Origin of the sequence: Xanthomonas sp. SI, from assembly GCF_014236855.1 — a bacterium.
In the GTDB taxonomy this organism is placed as follows: domain Bacteria; phylum Pseudomonadota; class Gammaproteobacteria; order Xanthomonadales; family Xanthomonadaceae; genus Xanthomonas_A.
This window is the reverse complement of the sequence record NZ_CP051261.1, coordinates 137,924-156,738: the sequence shown is the minus strand read 5'-3', so window position 1 is coordinate 156,738 and position 18,815 is coordinate 137,924. Positions and strand designations below refer to the sequence as shown.

19 protein-coding genes are annotated in these 18,815 nt (G+C 68.9%); 14 read left to right on the top strand and 5 right to left on the bottom strand.

Going from position 1 to position 18,815, the window contains the following annotated elements; all coding sequences use genetic code 11:
• Positions 1-411 precede the first annotated feature (411 nt).
• Entirely contained in the window at positions 412-4,929 is a 4,518-nt protein-coding gene (locus HEP75_RS00750) for a putative Ig domain-containing protein (protein ID WP_185825085.1), read from the bottom strand.
• Positions 4,930-5,196: 267 nt separating this feature from the next.
• On the opposite strand from HEP75_RS00750, the gene HEP75_RS00745 reads away from it, so the two are divergent.
• Genes HEP75_RS00745 through HEP75_RS00730 form a run of 4 tightly spaced genes read left to right on the top strand, consistent with a single transcriptional unit; the run spans position 5,197 to position 7,489 of the window.
• Complete coding sequence (locus tag HEP75_RS00745) at positions 5,197-5,742, top strand: tail fiber protein (protein ID WP_185825084.1); 546 nt, start codon at positions 5,197-5,199, stop codon at positions 5,740-5,742.
• Positions 5,743-5,800: 58 nt separating this feature from the next.
• Entirely contained in the window at positions 5,801-6,328 is a 528-nt protein-coding gene (locus HEP75_RS00740; protein ID WP_185825083.1) for a tail fiber protein, read from the top strand.
• Positions 6,329-6,387: 59 nt separating this feature from the next.
• Positions 6,388-6,924, top strand: a complete 537-nt coding sequence (locus HEP75_RS00735; RefSeq protein ID WP_185825082.1) for a tail fiber protein — start codon at positions 6,388-6,390, stop codon at positions 6,922-6,924.
• A gap of 16 nt (positions 6,925-6,940) precedes the next feature.
• Positions 6,941-7,489 carry a GNAT family N-acetyltransferase gene (locus tag HEP75_RS00730; RefSeq protein WP_185825081.1) on the top strand — a complete coding sequence of 183 codons (549 nt, stop codon included), beginning with the start codon at positions 6,941-6,943 and terminating at the stop codon, positions 7,487-7,489.
• Here the strand turns inward: HEP75_RS00730 and HEP75_RS00725 are convergent.
• The gene (locus tag HEP75_RS00725; protein ID WP_185814755.1) at positions 7,482-7,769 is read right to left on the bottom strand and encodes a hypothetical protein; all 288 of its coding nucleotides are present in this window, start codon (positions 7,767-7,769) and stop codon (positions 7,482-7,484) included. The genes HEP75_RS00730 and HEP75_RS00725 overlap by 8 nt on opposite strands.
• 404 nt (positions 7,770-8,173) lie before the next feature.
• Between HEP75_RS00725 and HEP75_RS00720 the strand changes: the two genes are divergently transcribed.
• The 7 genes from HEP75_RS00720 to HEP75_RS00690 all read left to right on the top strand — a co-directional run bounded on the left by HEP75_RS00720 (position 8,174) and on the right by HEP75_RS00690 (position 12,997).
• Complete coding sequence (locus HEP75_RS00720) at positions 8,174-8,965, top strand: ATP-binding cassette domain-containing protein (RefSeq protein ID WP_185825080.1); 792 nt, start codon at positions 8,174-8,176, stop codon at positions 8,963-8,965.
• A complete protein-coding gene (locus HEP75_RS00715) occupies positions 8,965-9,714 on the top strand; it encodes an MlaE family lipid ABC transporter permease subunit (protein ID WP_185825079.1) in 750 nt (249 codons plus the stop codon). The genes HEP75_RS00720 and HEP75_RS00715 overlap by 1 nt, the downstream gene beginning before the upstream one ends.
• 101 nt (positions 9,715-9,815) lie before the next feature.
• Positions 9,816-10,364: an outer membrane lipid asymmetry maintenance protein MlaD gene (gene mlaD / locus HEP75_RS00710; RefSeq protein ID WP_004425475.1), complete on the top strand. Its 549-nt coding sequence runs from the start codon at positions 9,816-9,818 to the stop codon at positions 10,362-10,364.
• Positions 10,361-11,026: an ABC transporter substrate-binding protein gene (locus HEP75_RS00705; protein WP_185825078.1), complete on the top strand. Its 666-nt coding sequence runs from the start codon at positions 10,361-10,363 to the stop codon at positions 11,024-11,026. The genes mlaD and HEP75_RS00705 overlap by 4 nt, the downstream gene beginning before the upstream one ends.
• Positions 11,016-11,330, top strand: a complete 315-nt coding sequence (locus tag HEP75_RS00700) for an STAS domain-containing protein (protein ID WP_179570474.1) — start codon at positions 11,016-11,018, stop codon at positions 11,328-11,330. The genes HEP75_RS00705 and HEP75_RS00700 overlap by 11 nt, the downstream gene beginning before the upstream one ends.
• A 4-nt stretch (positions 11,331-11,334) precedes the next feature.
• On the top strand, positions 11,335-12,399 hold the full coding sequence (locus HEP75_RS00695) for a VacJ family lipoprotein (protein ID WP_185825077.1): 1,065 nt from the start codon (positions 11,335-11,337) through the stop codon (positions 12,397-12,399).
• Positions 12,400-12,493: 94 nt separating this feature from the next.
• Entirely contained in the window at positions 12,494-12,997 is a 504-nt protein-coding gene (locus HEP75_RS00690; protein WP_185825076.1) for a hypothetical protein, read from the top strand.
• 418 nt (positions 12,998-13,415) lie between these two features.
• Here the strand turns inward: HEP75_RS00690 and HEP75_RS00685 are convergent, their stop codons facing one another.
• The 3 genes from HEP75_RS00685 to rmuC all read right to left on the bottom strand — a co-directional run bounded on the left by HEP75_RS00685 (position 13,416) and on the right by rmuC (position 16,393).
• Positions 13,416-13,958: a redoxin domain-containing protein gene (locus tag HEP75_RS00685; RefSeq protein WP_185825075.1), complete on the bottom strand. Its 543-nt coding sequence runs from the start codon at positions 13,956-13,958 to the stop codon at positions 13,416-13,418.
• A 242-nt stretch (positions 13,959-14,200) separates the two neighbouring features.
• The gene (locus HEP75_RS00680; protein ID WP_185825074.1) at positions 14,201-14,590 is read right to left on the bottom strand and encodes a hypothetical protein; all 390 of its coding nucleotides are present in this window, start codon (positions 14,588-14,590) and stop codon (positions 14,201-14,203) included.
• Between the two features lie 210 nt (positions 14,591-14,800).
• Positions 14,801-16,393, bottom strand: a complete 1,593-nt coding sequence (gene rmuC / locus HEP75_RS00675; protein WP_185825073.1) for a DNA recombination protein RmuC — start codon at positions 16,391-16,393, stop codon at positions 14,801-14,803.
• A 147-nt stretch (positions 16,394-16,540) separates the two neighbouring features.
• On the opposite strand from rmuC, the gene HEP75_RS00670 reads away from it, so the two are divergent.
• The 3 genes from HEP75_RS00670 to HEP75_RS00660 all read left to right on the top strand — a co-directional run bounded on the left by HEP75_RS00670 (position 16,541) and on the right by HEP75_RS00660 (position 18,795).
• Entirely contained in the window at positions 16,541-17,161 is a 621-nt protein-coding gene (locus HEP75_RS00670) for a glutathione S-transferase (protein ID WP_185825072.1), read from the top strand.
• Between the two features lie 477 nt (positions 17,162-17,638).
• Entirely contained in the window at positions 17,639-18,067 is a 429-nt protein-coding gene (locus tag HEP75_RS00665; protein WP_185825071.1) for a hypothetical protein, read from the top strand.
• Positions 18,067-18,795, top strand: coding sequence for an MgtC/SapB family protein (locus HEP75_RS00660; RefSeq protein WP_185825070.1), 729 nt, complete (start codon positions 18,067-18,069; stop codon positions 18,793-18,795). Before HEP75_RS00665 ends, HEP75_RS00660 begins: the two co-directional genes overlap by 1 nt.
• Positions 18,796-18,815 lie beyond the last annotated feature (20 nt).

The following is an 18,815-nucleotide window of genomic DNA, read 5'->3' as shown; positions in this document are numbered from 1 at the left end:
GAGAAGGTGGCCCGAAGGGCCGGATGAGGGTACGGGCGCAGCCTCGTGCATCCAAACTCAGCGAGACGCTGCGCGTCGTACCCTCACCCCAACCCCTCTCCCGAGGGGAGAGGGGCTAGTCGGCTGCTCCCTTCTCCCATCGGGAGAAGGTGCCCCGCAGGGGCGGATGAGGGTACGGGCGGAGCCTCGTGCACCCCAAACTCCGCGAGTCGCTTTCGCGCCGGACCCTCACCCCAACCCCTCTCCCGAGGGGAGAGGGGCTACGGCTGCTCCCCTTCTCCCACCGGGAGAAGGTGGCCTGCAGGGCCGGATGAGGGTACGAGCGCAACTTCGTGCACCCAAACTCCGCGAGACGCTTTCGCGCCGGACCCTCACCCAACCCCTCTCCCGGTGGGAGAGGGGCTTATCGCGTCAGTACTTCTTTTCGACGTTGAACATCCAGGTCTGGTCGTTGCCGCTGTCGCCGTCGGTCACGCCGCGGTATTCGACGCGGGTGGACAGGCCCTGCTCGGTGGTGAACACCGCGCCCAGCCCCAGCATCAGCCGGTTGCGATCGAACACGCTCAGCCCGGTGCGGTACAGCGGGCCGCCGTCGGTCAGGTCGGCATAGCTCAGCGTGGCGTCGCCGCGGCCCTGGAAGTCGCGCTGGTACTCCACGCGCAGCTGCGGGGTGAACTGGCCCCAGCTCATCTCGCGGCGCCACTCCAGGCGCAGGCCGAGGTTGCCGGTGGTGGTGGACACGTCCATGTCCGCGTAGTGCAGCGCGTACGGCACCATCGCCTCTTCGCTGTAAGCATCCAACGTGGCGCGGGCCATGTCCACGCGAGCGTACGGCGTGATCTGCCAGTCGCCGTGCTGCAGGTCGGCACCGGTGGACAGCGAGGCGATCCACTGGCTGCCGTCGCGGCGGCCTTCGGCCAGTTCGCCGTTGCCGGTCACGTAGCGGCGCAGGTCGTAGGACAGCAACTGGTAGCCGACCAGGGTGTCGAAGAAGAAATGCCGGCCCGGATGGAAGCTGGCATACACCGCCAGCGTGTAGGCAGTCGCCTTACTGCGGCTGCCGTTGTTGCCGACGTCGCTGTCGTCGCGGCCCCAGCCCACACCGGCACCCAGCGCCAGCGCGTCCGCGGCACGGTAGTCGGCGCCCATGCTCAGGCCGTCGGACTGGAAGTCCACGCCGGCGCGCTGGGCCTGCTTGTCCAGGCTGCCGGAGCGGATCGCACCGCCCACCCACAGACCGAGTTCGCCGTTGACCGCAGTCCTGGCGGTCGGTGTCGCCGCCGCGTCGTCGGCATCCATATCCGCATCCTTGTCCCAGGTGGCCTGGCTGCACGGCTGCGCAGGCATGCCACGCTCGGCCTGACGGCAGTGCGAGGTGGACTGGAAGCTCAGGCTGTTGTCGAAGCTGCGATCGCCGCGGTGGGTCGCCTCCAGCCGGCGCTGGAAGTTGTCGATCTGCGCCTTGGCGAAGCGCCGGGTCGATTCGGCCTGCGCATCGATCAGGCCGCGCACTTCCGCATCCAGGGTCGGATCCGGACGCGGCGCGACCACGAACACGATGGCCGCTTCGGCCGACGTCGCATAGGCGTTGGACAGGGTGAAGCGCACCGTGGCCTGGCCGGAGAACGCCGGGTTCGGGGTGAAGGTCATCATGAAGCTGGGGCCATCGGCCGCGGCTGCGGTCGGAACACCAGCCGCCGCCGCGCCACCGCTGCGAGTGATGGTTGCGGTGCCGGCATTGGCCGGCATGATCGCCACCAGCGCGGCGGCCACGAACGGCCCGCCGGTCGCGTTGCGGGTCAGGTCCACCGTCTGCGCTTCGCCGGACACCGCCTGCATCGTCACCGACGCCGCGACCGGGCGCGCATTGACGGTGAGGGTGACCGTGGCCGGCGCCGAGGTGCCACCGGCGCCGGTGGCGGTATAGCTCAGGGTGTCGGCGCCGACATAGCCGGCGGCCGGCGTGTACACCAGCTGCACGCCAGTCACCACTGCGGTGCCGTGGGTCGGCGCCGTCGTCACCGCGATCGTGTCGATGCTGCCGGTGTCGTTGCCGGTCACCGCCAGGGTCAGCGCGGTCTCGACCAGCGTGGCGCCGGTATCGTCCACCGCCACCGGTGCCGGCACCGCCGCGACGATCGCCACGGTATAGGCCTGTGCCGCGGTGAAGCCGTGCGCGTCGGTGACGCTGACGGTGAAGGCGGAACTGCCGATGGCGGTCGGGGTTCCCGAGAGCGCGCCGCCCGCAGCCAGGGTCAGACCGGCCGGCAAGGTACCGGCGCTGACCGCATAGCTGTAAGGCGCGGTGCCGCCGCTGGCGCTCAGGGTCTGGCTGTAGGCGGTGCCGACCTTGCCTGACGGCAGCGTCGGCGGCGCGATGACCAGCGTCGGCGCGACGATCGACAGCGTGTAAGCCTGCGGCGCGGTGAAGCCGCCTGCATCGGTGACGGTCACGGTGAAGGCGAAACTACCGGCAACCGTCGGGGTGCCCGCCAGCGCGCCACCGGCCGCAAGGCTCAGCCCGGTCGGCAACGCGCCGGCGCTGACCGCGTAGCTGTACGGTGCGGTGCCGCCGCTTGCGGTCAGGGTCTGGCTGTAGGCGCTGCCGGCCGTACCGGCCGGCAAGGTCGGCGGCGCGATGGTCAGCGTCGGCGACACGATGTTCAGGCTGTAGCTCTGGCTCGCCTGCCCGGCGCTGCCGGTGGTGCTGTCGGTCGCGGTCAGGCTGAAGTTGAAATTGCCGGCCACGGTCGGCGTGCCGCTGAGTGCACCGGTCGCGCTGTTGACCGTGACGCCGGCCGGCAACGCGCCGGCGCTGAGCGCATAGGTGTACGGCGCGATGCCGCCGGTCGCCGGGTTGATGGCGGCCGTGTACGCCTGGCCTGCGGTACCGCCCGCCAGGGTGGTGGCCGGCAGGGTGAGCGTCGGGCTGGCCACGACCAGCGCGTAGGCGCGGTTGCCGCTGGTGGGACTGCCGCCGCTGTCGGTGGCGGTCGCCATGAAGTTGAAGCTGCCGCTTGCAGTGGGCGTGCCGGACAGCACGCCGGCGGCGCTCAAGGTCAAACCGGTCGGCAACGTACCGGCACTGACCGCGAAGGTGTACGGCGCGGTGCCGCCGCTGGCGGTCAGGGTCTGGTTGTAGGCGGTGCCCGCGGTCGCCGATGGCAGCGACGCCGGACCGACCGTCACCACCGCGTCGTCGTTGGTGATGGTGCCGGTGCCGGTGGCGCGGGCGATGCCCGCGTTGCTGGCGCCGGACAAATCGACGCTGAAGGTCTCGTTCGGCTCGACCGCGGTATCGCCGTTGACGGTGATCGCAACGCCTTGCGCGGTGGTCCCCGGCGCGAAGGTCAGCGTACCGACGCGCGCGACATAGTCGCTGCCGGCGGTGGCGGTGCCGTCGGCGGTGGCGTAGTCGACCGATACGGTCTGGCCGCTGGCCGCGCTCAGGCTCACCGTGAAGGTGGCCGTGGTGGTGCCGCTATTGCCTTCGTTGACGCTGACATCGTCGATCGACAGCGTCGGCTGCGCATCGTCGTTGACGATGGTGCCCTGGCCCTGGGGGTCGCTGACGCTGGCGCCGCTGACGTTGCTGACGTTGACGAAGAAGTTCTCGTTGGCCTCGTTGAGCGTGTCGCCGTTGACCAGCACGGTGAAGGTGGCGCTGCTGCTGCCGGCGGGGATGGTCTGCCCGGTCAGGCTCGAGGCGACGTAGTCCACGCCCGCAGTGGCGGAGCCATCGGCCGTGGCGATGTCGAAGCTGACGCCGCCGGCGCCGGCCGGCTGGCTCAGCGAGACGATAAAGGTCGCGTTGCTGGTGCCGGCATCGCCTTCGTTGAGGCTTACATTGTTGATGCTCAGCGAGGGCACATCGTCGTTGGCGATGGTGCCGGTGGCGCTATCGGGCGAACCCACGCTGTAGCCGCTGCCCGAGGCCAGGCTGATCACCACGGTTTCGTCGGGTTCGACGGTGCTGTCGGCGGTCGGGTTGATGGTGATGGTGCCGCTGGTCTGGCCGGCGCCGATCACCAGCGGCGAACTCACGGCCGCGTAGTCGTTGCCCGAGGTCGCGCTGCCGCCGACGTTGAAGGCGACCGATGTCGCATTCACCGGTGCCTGATCGAGCGTGACGGTGTAGACCAGATTGGTGGCGCCGTCTTCGGACACGCTGGCCGGGGACACCGCGATCGACGCGCTGGGCACGTCGTCGTCGAGGATGGTGGCGGTGGCGCTGGACGGGCTGCCGATGCCGTAGCCGCTGCCGCTGGCCACGCTCATGATCACCGTCTCGTTCGCTTCGACCGTGCCGTCGGCGACCGGCGTGATGGCGAACGTGGCGGTGGTGGTATTGGCCGGGACCACGACGCTGCCCACCGCGCCGGTGTAGTCCCCGCCGCTGGTGGCGGTGCCGCTGGACGCGATGTTCACCGTCGTCGCCGAATTGCTGGTCTGGCTCAACGTCACCGTGTAGGTGAAGGCCGCGCCGCTGTCTTCGTTGCGGCTGGCTGGCGAGACGGCAATGGTGGCCGACAGCGCAGGAACGACGGTGATGTTGACGGTGATGGTGTTGCTTTCTCCATCCTCCAGCGGAAAGCTGTCGCTGGCGGTGGCACTCCCGTCGTGGGTATAGGTGACGATCTGGGTGCCCTGCGGGCCGCTCGGATTCGGCACATCGAGCGTGCCGTGCGCCGGCTGCACGCCGTCCCAACCGACGCCGTTGTCGAAGATTCCCGTGCCATCGCAGGTGGTGACGTCGATCTGCACCGAGCCGCCCTGCACGACAGTTTTATCTATCGTCGGACAATACTGCGAGGGCGCCGCTGCAGCCACTCCGCAATACAGCGTGCTCAACAGCAGCAGCGCAAAAACCAGCGGCCAACGGAAAACGACGCGCATGCTCGCGGACGCACTGGTGCAATTCGTAGACATATTCCATTTCCCCGGAAAATCACGCCACCCCACTGGCGCCGGCAACGCTCCTGGTGCCTCAGGCAGCATGGTTATAGGCCTCAAAAGGCATATACCCCTCCACGCTGCACCGGCATTTGAACAGTAAATTCACATATCCGTAAAGCAACAAATGCTCTGAGACTGTCTGATTCAGCATTATCAAGACTTGCATCGCGCAAAGGACGTGATTAAGTAGGCCTGCGCCAGGCACGATGTCGGCGTCAAACAATTCGGGGGGAGATCCGCATGAGCGAGTTCTTCATCGGTCAGATCATGATGACCGGTTTCGTTTTCGCGCCTAAGTATTTTGCGCAGTGCAACGGTCAGGTGCTGCCGATCAACCAGAACCAGGCGCTCTTCAGCGTGCTTGGGACGCGGTTCGGCGGCAACGGCAACACCACCTTTGCATTGCCCGACATGCGCGGACGCACGCCGCTCGGCGCTACGCCATCGGCAGATCCGAGCTGGCAGCCGCCGGCGGCACCGGTCGGACAAGTGGCCGGTTCCGAGAACGTCTCGCTGCTGCCGGACAATCTGCCTGCGCACAACCATCTGCTGCAGGGCTCAAGCGCGGCGGGCAACAACCGCAACCCATCCGGGAACCTGTTCGGCAACAACGTCAGCACCACCGGGCCGGCGTCGGCGCTGTATGCGGCTGCGGGACCATTGGTGGCGCTGAATCAGGCGTCGATCGGCTCCGCGGGCGGCAGCCTGCCGCATCCGAACCTGCAGCCGTACACCACGATCAATTTCTGCATCGCGCTGAACGGCATCTTCCCTTCGCGCAGCTGAGCCGCCCTCCATTCGCGCGCCGATGGCGCGCAGCGCACCATCGACCAGGAAAGACACCATGGCCACTCCATTCATCGGCGAGATCCGCATGTTCGGCTTCGGCCGCACCCCGCAGAACTGGCAGGCGTGCGACGGCAGCCTGCTCTCGATCGCCGAGTACGAGACCCTGTTCATGCTGATCGGCACCACCTACGGCGGCGACGGGCAGAATACGTTCGCGGTACCGGACCTGCGCGGACGGTTGCCGCTCCACCAAGGCCAGGGAGTTGGCCTGAGCAACTACGTGCTCGGCCAGATCTCCGGAACCGAAACCGTCACCCTCCTAGGGCCACAGCTTCCTGTGCACACGCATGCGCTGGTGGCCACGACCGCCGCTGCCACCGCTACCGCGCCAGCCGGGTTGTTGCCCGCCGCGGTCGCCGGCGACGTGTTCTATGCCACCGACGTCAGCGGCGCCACGGCAGTGGGGATGTCCACGCAATCCACCACGCTCACCGGCGGCGGCCTGCCGCACGACAACCTCATGCCGACGCTGACGGTGCAGTATTGCATCTCCACCGGCGGCATCTTCCCGCAGCAGAGCTGATCCCTTTCGCCGCGCCCGCTTAGCGGCGGTGCCCGTCCGCTCCATCGGAGACTCCTTTCATGACCGAACCTTATCTCGGCGAAATCCAGTTGTTCGGCTTCGATTTCAATCCCGTAGGCTGGGCACTGTGCAATGGCGCCACATTGCCGGTGCAGCAGAACACCGCGCTGTACTCGCTGCTCGGGGCCGCCTACGGGGGCAACGGCAGCACGACGTTTCAGCTGCCGAACTTCTGCGGGCGCGCCAGCTGCGAACAAGGCCAAGGCCCGGGATTGACCAGCCGGCAGCGCGGCGACACGTTCGGCGCGACCGGAGTCAGCCTGCTGACCACGCAGATTCCGCCGCACCAGCACACCACCACGATGTTTGTGCAGCCGGACCGGACCAAGAAGAGCGGTACGCCCACCGCAGGCGCGGGGCTGTCGGCGCTTGGCAGCAGCACCGCGCGCGCCTTCGTCACGGCGGCACCGAACACGCAGTTCGCACCGCCGGCGGTGCAGCCCACCGGTGCCGGCGCGGCGCACGAGAACCAGCAGCCCTACCTGGCGGTGAACTTCTGCATCGCGCTGTCGGGAAACTACCCGCAGTTCGACTGAGGCCAGCGCCGTGCAGATGGCAGGCTTCCCGGATCGGCGCGCCAACGTCGCCGCACCGGCGGCCTTGCGCGCGCGCGGCATCGGCCTGCGCGCCGCACGCGATGCCGACCTGCCCTGGCTGCGCGACCTGTACGCCAGCACCCGCAGCGCGGAGCTGGCCGCGGTGCCATGGCCGGAGGCCGCCAAGCGCGCGTTCCTCGACCAGCAGTTCGCGCTGCAGCACGCGCATTATCTAAGTCACTTCGCCGGTGCCGACTTCCTGATCGTGGAAACCGCGCAGGCGCCGCTCGGCCGGCTCTACCTGGACCGCAGTGCGGCGCAGCATGTACTGGTGGATATCAGCCTGTTGCCGGAGCTGCGCGGCCAGGGCATCGGCACCGCGCTGATCGCGCACGCGCAGGCACTGGCGCAGGCCGCCGGCTGCGCGCTGTCGCTGCATGTGCTGCATGCCAATCCCGAAGCGCGGCGCCTGTACGCGCGCCTGGGCTTCGTCGCCGGCGATGCCAGCGCCACCCATCTGCAAATGCACTGGCGCGCCGCCTGCACGGCGCCGGCTGTCAGTTGAAGACGGCCTGGTACAGGAAGCCGTCGCGCTCGCGCGCCACCGGTACCAGGAAGATCCCCACCTCGCCCAGGCGCGCATGGCGCATCCGGTAGATCTGTTGCGGGAACAGGAACGAGGAGGTGTTGCGGAACAGCAGCGAGAACGGCGCGCGCGGCGCGGCGGTCTTGATCGGCAGAGGCCGGGCCTCGACCAACACGAAGGAGATCTCGCCCTCGTTCAACTCCGCCGCGAAGGTCTCGTTCACGCTTCCGGCGAAATGTTCCAACGTCAGCAATTCCATGCGCGACTCCCTGTCGCGGCGCCATCGCCGCCCTGCATCGTGGCGCGACCGGGCACTGCATACAAGACCGGCACCGCGACGGCACACGGATCCGGCGATTCGGCGATGGTGGCGGCCCAGTTTGAGCGGCACGGGATCGCGAGCAGCGACGGCAGCGGCGGCCATGCGGTCCTGCCGCGACGCAGAACTGCAAGGCCCGCGGACACCCGCCGGATCCGGCCCGCAGATGTGTCACCCGCACCAGCAAAACGGCCAGTCCCAGACCCAAGACACGCTGTTGCATGTACGGCGTCCCCGGACCACGCGCACGCAGGCTTCACGAATGCGACAATACTGCACGGCCCAGTTCGGTTAAGTTCAGCGGACTGGCTCAATCCTGTGTTGATTTTTCGTTAAAGGCCGCGATGGCGTCTTCCGAATCCAATGTGGTGCAGCTGTCGGGCGTGCGCATCGACCGTGGCGGCCGCGCGATCCTGCGCGATGTCTCGCTGGCGGTGCCGCGCGGCAGCATCACCGCCGTGCTCGGCCCGTCGGGCAGCGGCAAATCGACCCTGTTGGCGGCGCTGACCGGCGAGTTGGTGCCGGTCGCGGGCACAGTCGAGGTGTTCGGCCAGCCCTTGCCGCGCGGCAGCCGCGCGCTGCGCGAGACGCGCAAGAGCATCGGCGTGCTGCTGCAGGGCAATGGCCTGCTCACCGACCTGAGCGTGGCCGAGAACGTGGCGCTGCCGCTGCGCGCCCACACCCGCCTGCCCGAGCCGGTGCTGCAACGGCTGGTGGCGCTGAAACTGCATGCGGTGGGGCTGCTCGCCGTCGCCGACGCCTGGCCGCGCGAACTGTCCGGCGGCATGGCGCGGCGCGTGGCGCTGGCCCGCGCGCTGGCCCTGGACCCGCCGCTGATGATCTACGACGAACCGCTGACCGGGCTGGACCCGATCGCCTCCGGGGTGATCATGAGCCTGATCCAGCGCCTCAACGACACCCTCGGCCTGACCAGCATCATCGTCAGCCACCACGTCCACGAAACCCTGCCGATCTGCGACCAGGCGGTGGCCATCGCCAACGGCGGGGTGGTCTTCGCCGGCACGCCGGACGCGCTGCAGGCCAGCGCCGACCCGCTGTTGCAGCAGTTCCTGCACGGCCGCCCGGACGGCCCGATCCCGTTCGATGCGCCGCCGCGCGCGCGGAGTGCCGCCTGATGGGCGCCGTCGCCTCGATCCGCGCGCTGGGCCGCGCCGGGCTGTTCTCGATCACCGTGCTGCGCGGCTCGCTGCCGACCCGCGATTTCCTGGCCGAACTGGTCCGCGAGATCTACAAGATCGGCGCGCGCTCGCTGCCGATCATCGCCGTCGGCGGCGCCTTCGTCGGCCTGGTGCTGACCCTGCAGGGCTATCGCACACTGCAGACCTACGGCGCCTCCGATGCGCTGTCCACGCTGCTGGGGCTGTCGCTGTACCGCGAGCTGGCGCCAGTGCTGACCGCGCTGCTGTTCATCGGCCGCGCCGGCAGCTCGATCGCCGCCGAACTGGGGTTGATGCGCGCCACCGACCAGATCAAGGCGCTGGAGCTGATGGCGATCGACCCGGTGGCCAAGGCGGTGGCGCCGCGCTTCTGGGCGGCGGTGCTGACCGTGCCGCTGCTGACCGGCATCTTCTGCTCGCTGGCGATCAGCGCCAGCTACTTCGAAGCGGTGCACGTGCTGGGTCTGGACAAGGGCACGTTCTGGTCGGCGCTGTCGAGCAGCGTGGATTTCTGGGACGACTTCGGCGTGGCGATGCTGAAGTCGGCGGTGTTCGGCGGCACCGCGGCGCTGGTGGCCTCGTATGTAGGCTTCCACGCCGAGCCGACCATCGAGGGCACCTCGGTGGCCACCACCCGCGCGGTGGTGAACGCCTCGCTGCTGGTGCTGATGTTCAATTTCGTCCTGTCGGCGCTGCTGTTCCAGTAAGGGACCGCGCGCCAAAGCCCGGCCTCGGCGGCGGGCGCTTTCGCAACACCGGCCGCGGCACTGTCGCCGCGGCCCAGATGAATCAACAAGGTAGACACGTTATGGCTATCCGTGGTCCCCGTCTCGAGTTCGCCGTCGGCGCCTTCCTGCTGCTGGGCCTGGCCTCGCTGCTGGTGCTGGCGCTCGCCTCCACCAACCGCCAGTGGGGCTTCGGCGGCGGCCGCTACGAGCTGACCGCGCGCTTCTCGCAGATCGGCCAGCTGCGCCAGCAGGCGCCGGTGAAGATCGGCGGGGTGATCATCGGCCAGGTGGCGAAGATCGAGCTGGATCCGGCCAAGTTCGACTCGGTGGTGACCCTGGCCATCGACGACCGCTACAAGGACCTGCCGGCGGACACCTCGGCCGGCATCCTGACCAGCGGCCTGCTCGGCGAGAGCTATGTCGGCCTGCAGCCCGGCGGCGACCCCGACACGCTCAAGCCCGGCCAGGAGATCGCCTTCACCCAGCCGGCGGTGGACCTGATCCAGCTGGTCGGCAAGTACATGTTCGGCGGCGGCAGCGGCAGCGGCGGTAACGCCGGCGCGACGCCCGCTGCCGCATCCTCCGCGAACACCGCCACTCCCTCTACGGAAACGGAACCCAAGCCATGACCCACAAACTGCTTTCCGCCGCGCTCGCCGCCGTCCTGGCCGCCGCCGCACCCGCCATCGCGCTGGCCCAGGCCGCGCCTGCCGCTGCCGCCACCCAGCAGGGTTCGGCCAGCAAGGTCGTGCTCGACAACAGCACCCGCATCCTGACCACGCTGGAACAGCGCCGCGCCGAGTTCAAGAACAACAACGCCGCGCTCAAGCAGTTCATCGACAGCGAGATGAACAAGTCCTTCGACCGCGACTACGCCGCGCGCCTGGTACTCGGCGTGCACGGCCGCGGCGCCTCCGATGCCGACGTCAAGCTGTTCGCCGACGCGATGGCCGACAACCTGATGCAGCGCTACGGCACCTCGCTGCTGACCTTCGAAGGCAAGCCGCAGGTGCGGGTGAAGTCGGAAACCCCGCTGCCGGGCGGCCGCGGCGCCAAGGTCTCCACCGAACTGCTGCGCAGCGGCGGCGACCCGATCCCGGTCGACTACCTGCTGCGCAACAACGGCGGCAGCTGGAAGATCTTCGACGTGATGGTGGAAGGCGTGTCGTACGTGCAGACCTTCCGCAACCAGTTCGACACGCCGCTGCGCACCAAGTCGATCCCGCAGGTCGCGGCCGATCTGCGCAACGGCGCGATGCAAGTGGCACCGGCGAGCAACAGTGGCAAGTGAGCCACGCCTGCGTCGCGACGGCGACACGCTCGCGCTGAGCGGCGTGCTCGACCGTGCCGCGGCCACCGCGCTGTGGCCGGCGGCGTTGCCGCTGCTGGCCGGCGCGCGGGCGCTGGATCTGCGCGAGGTGGCGCAGGTGGACAGCGCCGGCCTGGCGCTGCTCGCCGAACTGGCCGCACGCCTACGTGCGCAGGGCCAGGCCGAGGTCGCCATCCATGGCGCCCCGGCCGGCCTGACCGAATTGAGCGCCGCCTACCGGCTGGCGCCGACCCTGGATTTCCAATCTCCCCTGGCGGCGAGCTGACCCCATGAACGTGCTGCGTATCCTCACTTCCCTGGCCCTGGCCGCCGCCCTGGGCGCCTGTGCCGGCGCCCCCAAGCGCCCCCCGCCGCCGCCGGCCGCGACCACGGTGCAGGCGACGCCTGCTGACACCGCCGTTGCCGATAGCGGTGCCATGGACGCGGCACCAGCGGCCGATGCGCAGGCCGCCGTGCAGGCCCCCGTCGCCGGCGACGCGATGGCCGCACCGGCGAGCGTGCCGCCGACCGGTGGCGCGGCGACCGCCGCCGAAGACGACTACGCCGCGCTGTACGGCGGCGACCCGTACAACCCGGTCGCCGATCCGACCCTGCCGGCCGGCGTCGCCGTGCCGCAGAGTTACGATCCGTGGGAGAAGTTCAACCGCAAGGTGCACAAGTTCAACAACGTGGTCGACCGCACCGTGGCGCGGCCGCTGGCGCGCGCCTACGTCAACGTGGTGCCGCGGCCGGTGCGACTGGGCGTGACCAACTTCTTCGACAACCTCAGCTCGCCGCTGACCATGGTCAACCAGTTGCTGCAGGGCCGTCCGCTGCAGGCCGGGCAGACGTTGGGCCGGTTCGTGATGAACAGTACGCTGGGCATCGGCGGCATCTTCGACCCGGCCAGCGACGCCAAGCTGCCGCGGCGCAGCGAGGACTTCGGCCAGACCCTGGGCGCCTGGGGCTGGCGCCGTTCGCGCTACGTGGAGCTGCCGCTGTTCGGGCCGCGCACGGTACGCGACGTGTTCGGCCTGGCCGGCGACGCGCCGCTGTCGCCGCTACGGCAGATCGGAGAGGACACGGTGCGCATCGGCCTGCAGGGCCTGCAACTGGTGGATACGCGTGCGCAGTTGCTGTCGCTGGACAGCATGCGCGACAACGCGCCGGACGAGTACCAGCTGACCCGCGACGCGTGGATGCAGCGCCGCACTTACCAGATCGAAGGCGACCTGCACAGCCACAACAAGCGCCAGGACAACGATCTGCCCGACTATCTGCGCGAGGAAGAGACCAATCCGACCGTGCCGGTGGACGCGATGCCGATCCCGGAGTGGCGCGGCGGCAGCCGCTGAGCCGCGCGCGTTTCCGGCGGCACATGAAAACCCGGCTTCGGCCGGGTTTTTTTTATGGGTGAATCCTTTCTGCCATTCCCGCTGCGGGAGCAGCGTGATTCTGATCAGCTATCGCCGCGCGACTTACAGCGGCGTGTCCGGCAGGCAGTCCGGTAGACACATGCCAGCAGCATGCATTGCTCCTGCCATTGCTAGTGCCGTTGTTGTTGCTGTTGCTGTTGCTCGTGCTTTTGCTCGTGCTTTTGCTTCGTCTTTGATTTACCGGGCCCCCTCAGCGCGGCAGGCTCGGCAGGCGAATACCCGAAGGGCGGCGCGCAGGATGCGCGACGTTTTTCGTTGGCACATGGATGTGCCATCGAAAAATGCCCGTCGTGCCTGCGGACCCGGAGCGCGCAGCGCGGAGGGCGCGCTGCGGGGTGTGCTTTCTTTTGGTTACTTTTCTTTGCACAAGCAAAGAAAAGTGACCCGCGCCAGCGGAAGCTGTTGCTCTTGCTCCAAAGCTTCAAAGCTTCAAAATCTCAATGCCAGAATCAAGGCAAAGGCAAAGGCTTTCGCCTTGCGGCGAGTCACTTTTCTTTGCTCGCGCAAAGAAAAGTAACCAAAAGAAAGCGCGCCCTGCCGAGCGCCCTCCGCGCTGCGCGCTCCGGGTCCGCGGATGCACCGGGGATTCGCGGAAGGGGCATCCTGCCCCTGCCGCGAACGGCGCACATCCTTGTGCGCCGCCCTTCGGGTTTTTCCCCGGTCCATCCGCCGCTGCGGAAGGGAACCCGGTAAGTCAAAAGCGACAGCCAAAGCCAAAGCAACAGCAACAGCGACGCAGCGGACTCGCGCAATCGCGACTCAGCAAGCCAACCGCATAGCGACTGTAGGAGCGGCTCAGCCGCGACGAACGGAGCGGGGATTTCCAAAGCTTCCGGCGACCTGTCGGAGCTCATGGCTCGATGCCAGCGGAACCCCTCCTACACGCATCCGGACAACCCAGGCATCGCCTTGCGGCAGCGGACGCCTCAAACCGATTACGCCAGCGCCGCCTCGATCGCCGTGCGCAGGCGCGGGTCCTCGGCGGTCACGTCCGGGGCGAAGCGGCCCAGCACCTGGCCGTTGCGGCCAACCAGGAACTTCTCGAAGTTCCACAGCACGCCCGGTGCCGGATTGGGTTCGATGCCATAGCCGACCAGCTTCTCGCGCATCGGGCCTTCGCCCTCGGTGTGCGGCTGCGCCTCGATCAGCGCGCCGTACAGCGGATGCGTCGCCTCGCCGGTGACCGCGATCTTGGAGAACATCGGGAACGTCACGTCGTAGGTGAGCTGGCAGAACTGCTGGATCTCCGCCTCGCTGCCGGGCTCCTGGCCCTTGAAGTCGTTGGCCGGGAAACCAAGCACGTCCAGCCCGTCGGCCTGCTTTTCACGATACAGCGCTTCCAACCCTTCGTACTGCTTGGTCAGGCCGCACTTGGAGGCGACGTTGACGAGCAGCAGCACCTTGCCGCGATGCGCGGCCAGCGAAGCGGGCTGGCCGTCGATGGTGGTCAACGGGATGTCGTAGATCGATTGGCTCACGTGCAACTCCTGCAACAAGATGGAGCGCAAGCATAGGCGCATGGCCGCGCAGCGGCTATCGTGCGGCGACCTGGGCGTGTCCTTCATCCCGAGCAAGCCGCGCCGCTCCTGTCCGTGCACGGGGAAGGAAACGGACATGCGCCCATGCCCGAATCATGACGCCGTCCCGCACACGGCAGGAGCGGCGGCGGATTGGCGATGGCAGACCCAGTGCGCCCCGCTCGGAACGGGAGCACACGCACTCAGTCGATGCAGATCTGCGATCCGCCCATGCCGCCTTGCACGGTCTGCCGGCAGCCGTAGTTCTCGCTGATGTCGCGCTGACATACGCCTTGTGCGGCAGTGCCGGTGGGCACCGGCGCGACCGCAAGACAGTCGCCGTGGCACTGGCTTTTGTCGCTGCAGGCCTTGCCGGCATCGGCGAACGGGATCACGCACTTGAGCAAGCCGCGCCGGCCGAGCGGGCGCAGGCTGCCGCCTTGTGCCGTGCACGCCGCAGCGTCGGGCGCAGCGGCGCCATCGGTGCCCGCCTGGGGCGCGGATGGCGTGGGACCCGCCTGCGGGCGTGGACCGCTACTGCAGGCAGCCAGCAGCAGGCAGGACAACAGGGGTATGCACCATCGCATCGACATCGCTCTTTCCATTCGGCCGGTTCCGGCGCGCAGTATCGCAATGTGCCTGTCGCCAGGAGGTGCATGGGCGTGCGCGATGCCGCCTATTCCTGGTCCTCGCGCGTGATCGTCATGCCGGTCGGCAGCGCGATGGGCAACTCAAAGCGGCGAGCGCGGCGCACGCACCAGCCTCGACGTCCGCGCAGCGAGGCGCACGGTGCGCCGTGCCGCCTATTCCTGCTCGTCGCGTGCCGGATCTTCGTCCGCGTCGGCATCGGCGATGGGCAACTCGAGATCGAGCAGCGGGGTGAACTGCGCATCGGCCAGCGTCTCCACCCCGCGCAGGCGGCGCTCGATGGTGCGGGTCTTGCGGCTGGCATCGCCCAGGCTCTTGCCGACGGTGCCGATCTGCTTCTCGGCCCTTTCCAGAATGCCGGCGAACTTGCCGAACTCGCTCTTGACCGCGGCCAGCACGCCCCACACTTCGCTGGAGCGCTTTTCGATCGCCAGCGTGCGGAAGCCCATCTGCAGGCTGTTGAGCAGCGCGGTGACGGTAGTGGGGCCGGCGATGACGATGCGGTGCTCGCGCTGCAGCAGGTCGGCCAGGCCCGGCCGGCGCAGCGTCTCGGCGTACAGGCCTTCGGTGGGCAGGAACATCACCGCGAAATCGGTGGTGTGCGGTGGCGCGATGTACTTGTCGCTGATCGACTTGGCCTGCACCCGGATCGCGCGCTCCAGCTGCGCGCCCATCGCCAGCACCTGGTCCGCATCGCCCTGTTCCTGCGCATCGAGCAGCCGCTCGTAGTCCTCGCGTGGGAACTTGGCATCGATCGGCAACCACACCGGCGTGTCCTCGTGGCCGCGGCCGGGCAGGCGCACCGCGAAGTCGACCGCCTCGTTGCGCTCAGGGCGCACGCGCACGCTGCGCGCGTACTGCTCCTGGGTCAAGGTCTGCTCCAGGATGTTCTCCAGCTGCACTTCGCCCCAGCCGCCGCGGTTCTTGACGTTGCTCAGCACGCGCTTGAGATCGCCGACGCCGGTGGCCAGCTGCTGCATCTCGCCCAGCCCGCGCTGGACCTGCTCGAGCCGCTCGGAGACCAGCTTGAACGAGGCGTCCAGGCGCGTGTTGAGGGTGGTCTGCAACTTCTCGTCGACGGTGCCGCGCATCTGTTCGAGCTTGGCCGCGTTGTCGGCCTGCAGTTCCTTCAAGCGCTCTTCCAGGGTGGCGCGCATCTCGCCGATGCGCTGCTCGTTGCGCTGGATCAGTTCGTTGAGGCGCTGGCCGAGCGTGTCGGCGAAGCGTTGCTGCGACTCGGCGCCTTCCACGCGACTCTTGCGCGCGTCTTCGACCAGGGTCTCGCGCAGCCCGGTCAGGTGCGCGTCGATGCGCGCGATCAGCTCGCTCTGCTGCTGGCCGAACTGCAGCATGCGCGCATCCTGCTGCTGGCCGAACGCGTCGAGCTGGCTGCGCATTTCGACCAGGCGCTGGTTGAGCAGTTCGGCGACGCGTTGCTGCGCCTCGCCGGCCTCGACCCGGCCGCGCCTCGCGTCCTCGGTCAACGCTTCGCGCAGCAGGTCCAGGCGCTGGTCGGTGCGGGTGGACAGGTCGGAGAGATGGCGGGCGAAGCCTTCGCTGCGCGCGTCCTGCTGCCGCGCCAGGCTGTCGAGCTGCTCGCGCAGTTCGCCGCGGCCGCTGCGCTGTTCTTCGCGCAGGACCTGCTCCAGCGCCGTGTGGTCGGTCCGGCGCAGCAGCACCATCAGCAGCAGCACGATGACGGCGCACAGCAGGCCGGCCAGGATCAGGAAATGGGGATCGGTTTGCATGCCGCCAGTGTAGCCGGCCGCGTCTCAGCCGCTGCGCCACGCGAGCACCATCCGCAGCCGGGACCGGCACACAGCCGCCGACACGGCCGTCTTGCGCCGGCACTCGCGCCGGTGCACGCTGCTTCGCCCGCACCCGGCCCTGATTGCATGCTCACCCTCTACGGCAAATCCTCTTCGATCAACGTGCGCAAGGTGCTGTGGCTGTGCGCGGAACTGGACCTGGCGATCGAGCAGCTGCCCTACGGCGCCGGCTTCGCTGAGGTGGACACGCCGGAATTCCGCGCGTTGAACCCGAACGCGATGGTACCGGTGCTGCGCGATGGCGACTTCGTGCTGTGGGAATCCAACAGCATCTGCCGCTACCTGGCGGCGCGCCAGCAGCGCGCGGACCTGCTGCCGACCGCGCCGCAGGCGCGGGCAACGGTCGAGCAGTGGATGGACTGGCAGGCCGAACTCAACAACGCATGGCGCTACGCGTTCATGGCGCTGGTCCGCGACAGCCCCGCGCATCGCGATGCGCAGGCGCTGGCGCAGGGCGTGGCCGGTTGGCACCGGCACATGGGCATTCTCGACGCGCAGCTGCAGCGCACCGGCGCCTACGCGGCGGGCGCGGACTTCACCGTGGCCGACATCGTGCTCGGCCTGTCCACCCAGCGCTGGATGGCCACGCCGATGTCGCGGCCGCCGCTGCCGGCGGTGACCGCGTACTACGAACGCCTGTCGGCACGACCGGGCTTTCTGGCGCACGGACGCAACGGCATGCCGTAGCTGGTCCTCGCGCAGTGCGTGCCGCCGCGGCACTACCTTTGCCCGCGGCGATACGTTGGTATAGGCCGGCGATGCGCATGGCCATGAAAAAGCGCCGCATGCGCGGTGGCCGGCGCCCGGCCACGTATGCCAAGCTTTGCCGCGTCGCGAAGCTGCATCCCGGGCACCGCGGCAAGACCCCGTGCATCCCCACTGCCGCCCGCGTTGGCGACGTACGGATGCCGTGTCTTGCCGCAGCGCCGACGCCGCCGCTGCGTCCACGCCCGCGAGGCCTGCGTCCGTCGCCGACGCCGCAACCGCGCACGTTCCGCCCTCATCAGGAGACCGCCATGGACCCCGACCCGCATCCGCGCGGCGCCATCGCCACGCTCCCGCCTGCGCTGTCCTTTTCACGCTTGCCCGGTCCCGCCCCGGAGACGTCCGCCCATCCGCAAGGTTGAGGCGTTCCTTCCGGCAGCGCGCCGGAAGGAGGTTCTCATGCTGCTGTACACGTCCCGTTTCCAACGCGCCCTGCACCGCGCCCTGCGCGCGGCGGTGGCCATGCACCGCGCCGACATCCTGTCCCAGCTGCTCGCCGCCCATGGCGTGCGCGCGTTCGCCAGGGCCTTGTCCGGCTTCCCCGCGCGCGTTCTCGCCGATGCGCTGTCGCTGCTGCCGGGCGAGGACCGCATCCGCGTACTGGTGCGTCTATCGCGGTCGGCGCGGCGGCGCCTGCGCCAGCCCGGTCCCGCCATGGCGGCGCTGCCGGGCTGGCGGCAGCGGGCGCTGGGCTGGTGGTCGGATTCGGCGGCGGCGCTGCGACGCGCGATTGCCACGCATCTGCCGCATCATGCCCGGTCCCTGTCGCCCGACATATCCGCAGGCATTGCGATGACCCATCCGCTCCGCCACCGGTCGCCGCGCTGATGGAAGCGCTGCGCCTGTTCAATCTCGCCTCGCTGCTCGACACCCTGGTGAGCCTGTCCACCGCCTTCGCGCTGGGCGCGGTCATCGGCTTCGAGCGGCAGGTGCGGCAGCGCACCGCCGGCCTGCGCACCAACACCCTGGTCGCGGTCGGCGCGGCCATCTTCGTCTCGCTCGGCGACCGCCTGTTCGAGATCCATGGCGGCACCCAGGGCGCGGTGCAGGTGGTGGCCTACGTGGTCTCCGGCATCGGCTTCCTCGGTGCCGGCGCGATCATGAAGGAAGGCGCCAATGTCACCGGCCTGAACACCGCGGCCACGCTGTGGGGGTCGGGCGCGGTCGGCGCCTGCGCCGGCGCCGGGCTGGTCGCCGAGGCGGTACTGGCGGCGGTGTTCGTGCTGCTCAGCAACACCTTGCTGCGCCCGGTGGTGAACCGGATCAACCGCCGGCCGCTGGAGGAATCCTCGATCGAGGCGACCTACGTGTTCTACGTGATCTGCGCCCGCGGCGTGCACGGTGCGGTGCGCGAGCGGCTGATCGAGCTGCTGGAAGCCGCCCACTACCCGGCGCGCGAGGTGGACCAGCATCCGTTCGGCCAGCACGACGTGGAGATCGCCGCGACGCTGTACGCGACCGCGGTGCGCGCCGAAGAGCTGGATACGGTGATCCAGCACCTGGAAGGCGAACCCGGTGTACAACAGGCGTTCTGGAACGCCGGGGCCGAAGGCTGATCGCTCGGCCCCGCACCAGC

Bases quoted from the DNA above. Each gene is read 5' to 3' on its own strand.
- HEP75_RS00680 (WP_185825074.1), bottom strand. From the start codon at position 14,590: ATGTCGATGCGATGGTGCATACCCCTGTTGTCCTGCCTGCTGCTGGCT.
- HEP75_RS00750 (WP_185825085.1), bottom strand. From the start codon at position 4,929: ATGTCTACGAATTGCACCAGTGCGTCCGCGAGCATGCGCGTCGTTTTC.
- rmuC (WP_185825073.1), bottom strand. From the start codon at position 16,393: ATGCAAACCGATCCCCATTTCCTGATCCTGGCCGGCCTGCTGTGCGCC.
- HEP75_RS00740 (WP_185825083.1), top strand. From the start codon at position 5,801: ATGGCCACTCCATTCATCGGCGAGATCCGCATGTTCGGCTTCGGCCGC.
- HEP75_RS00725 (WP_185814755.1), bottom strand. From the start codon at position 7,769: ATGGAATTGCTGACGTTGGAACATTTCGCCGGAAGCGTGAACGAGACC.
- HEP75_RS00735 (WP_185825082.1), top strand. From the start codon at position 6,388: ATGACCGAACCTTATCTCGGCGAAATCCAGTTGTTCGGCTTCGATTTC.
- HEP75_RS00705 (WP_185825078.1), top strand. From the start codon at position 10,361: ATGACCCACAAACTGCTTTCCGCCGCGCTCGCCGCCGTCCTGGCCGCC.
- HEP75_RS00660 (WP_185825070.1), top strand. From the start codon at position 18,067: ATGGAAGCGCTGCGCCTGTTCAATCTCGCCTCGCTGCTCGACACCCTG.
- HEP75_RS00670 (WP_185825072.1), top strand. From the start codon at position 16,541: ATGCTCACCCTCTACGGCAAATCCTCTTCGATCAACGTGCGCAAGGTG.
- mlaD (WP_004425475.1), top strand. From the start codon at position 9,816: ATGGCTATCCGTGGTCCCCGTCTCGAGTTCGCCGTCGGCGCCTTCCTG.
- HEP75_RS00720 (WP_185825080.1), top strand. From the start codon at position 8,174: ATGGCGTCTTCCGAATCCAATGTGGTGCAGCTGTCGGGCGTGCGCATC.
- HEP75_RS00730 (WP_185825081.1), top strand. From the start codon at position 6,941: ATGGCAGGCTTCCCGGATCGGCGCGCCAACGTCGCCGCACCGGCGGCC.
- HEP75_RS00695 (WP_185825077.1), top strand. From the start codon at position 11,335: ATGAACGTGCTGCGTATCCTCACTTCCCTGGCCCTGGCCGCCGCCCTG.
- HEP75_RS00665 (WP_185825071.1), top strand. From the start codon at position 17,639: ATGCTGCTGTACACGTCCCGTTTCCAACGCGCCCTGCACCGCGCCCTG.
- HEP75_RS00715 (WP_185825079.1), top strand. From the start codon at position 8,965: ATGGGCGCCGTCGCCTCGATCCGCGCGCTGGGCCGCGCCGGGCTGTTC.
- HEP75_RS00745 (WP_185825084.1), top strand. From the start codon at position 5,197: ATGAGCGAGTTCTTCATCGGTCAGATCATGATGACCGGTTTCGTTTTC.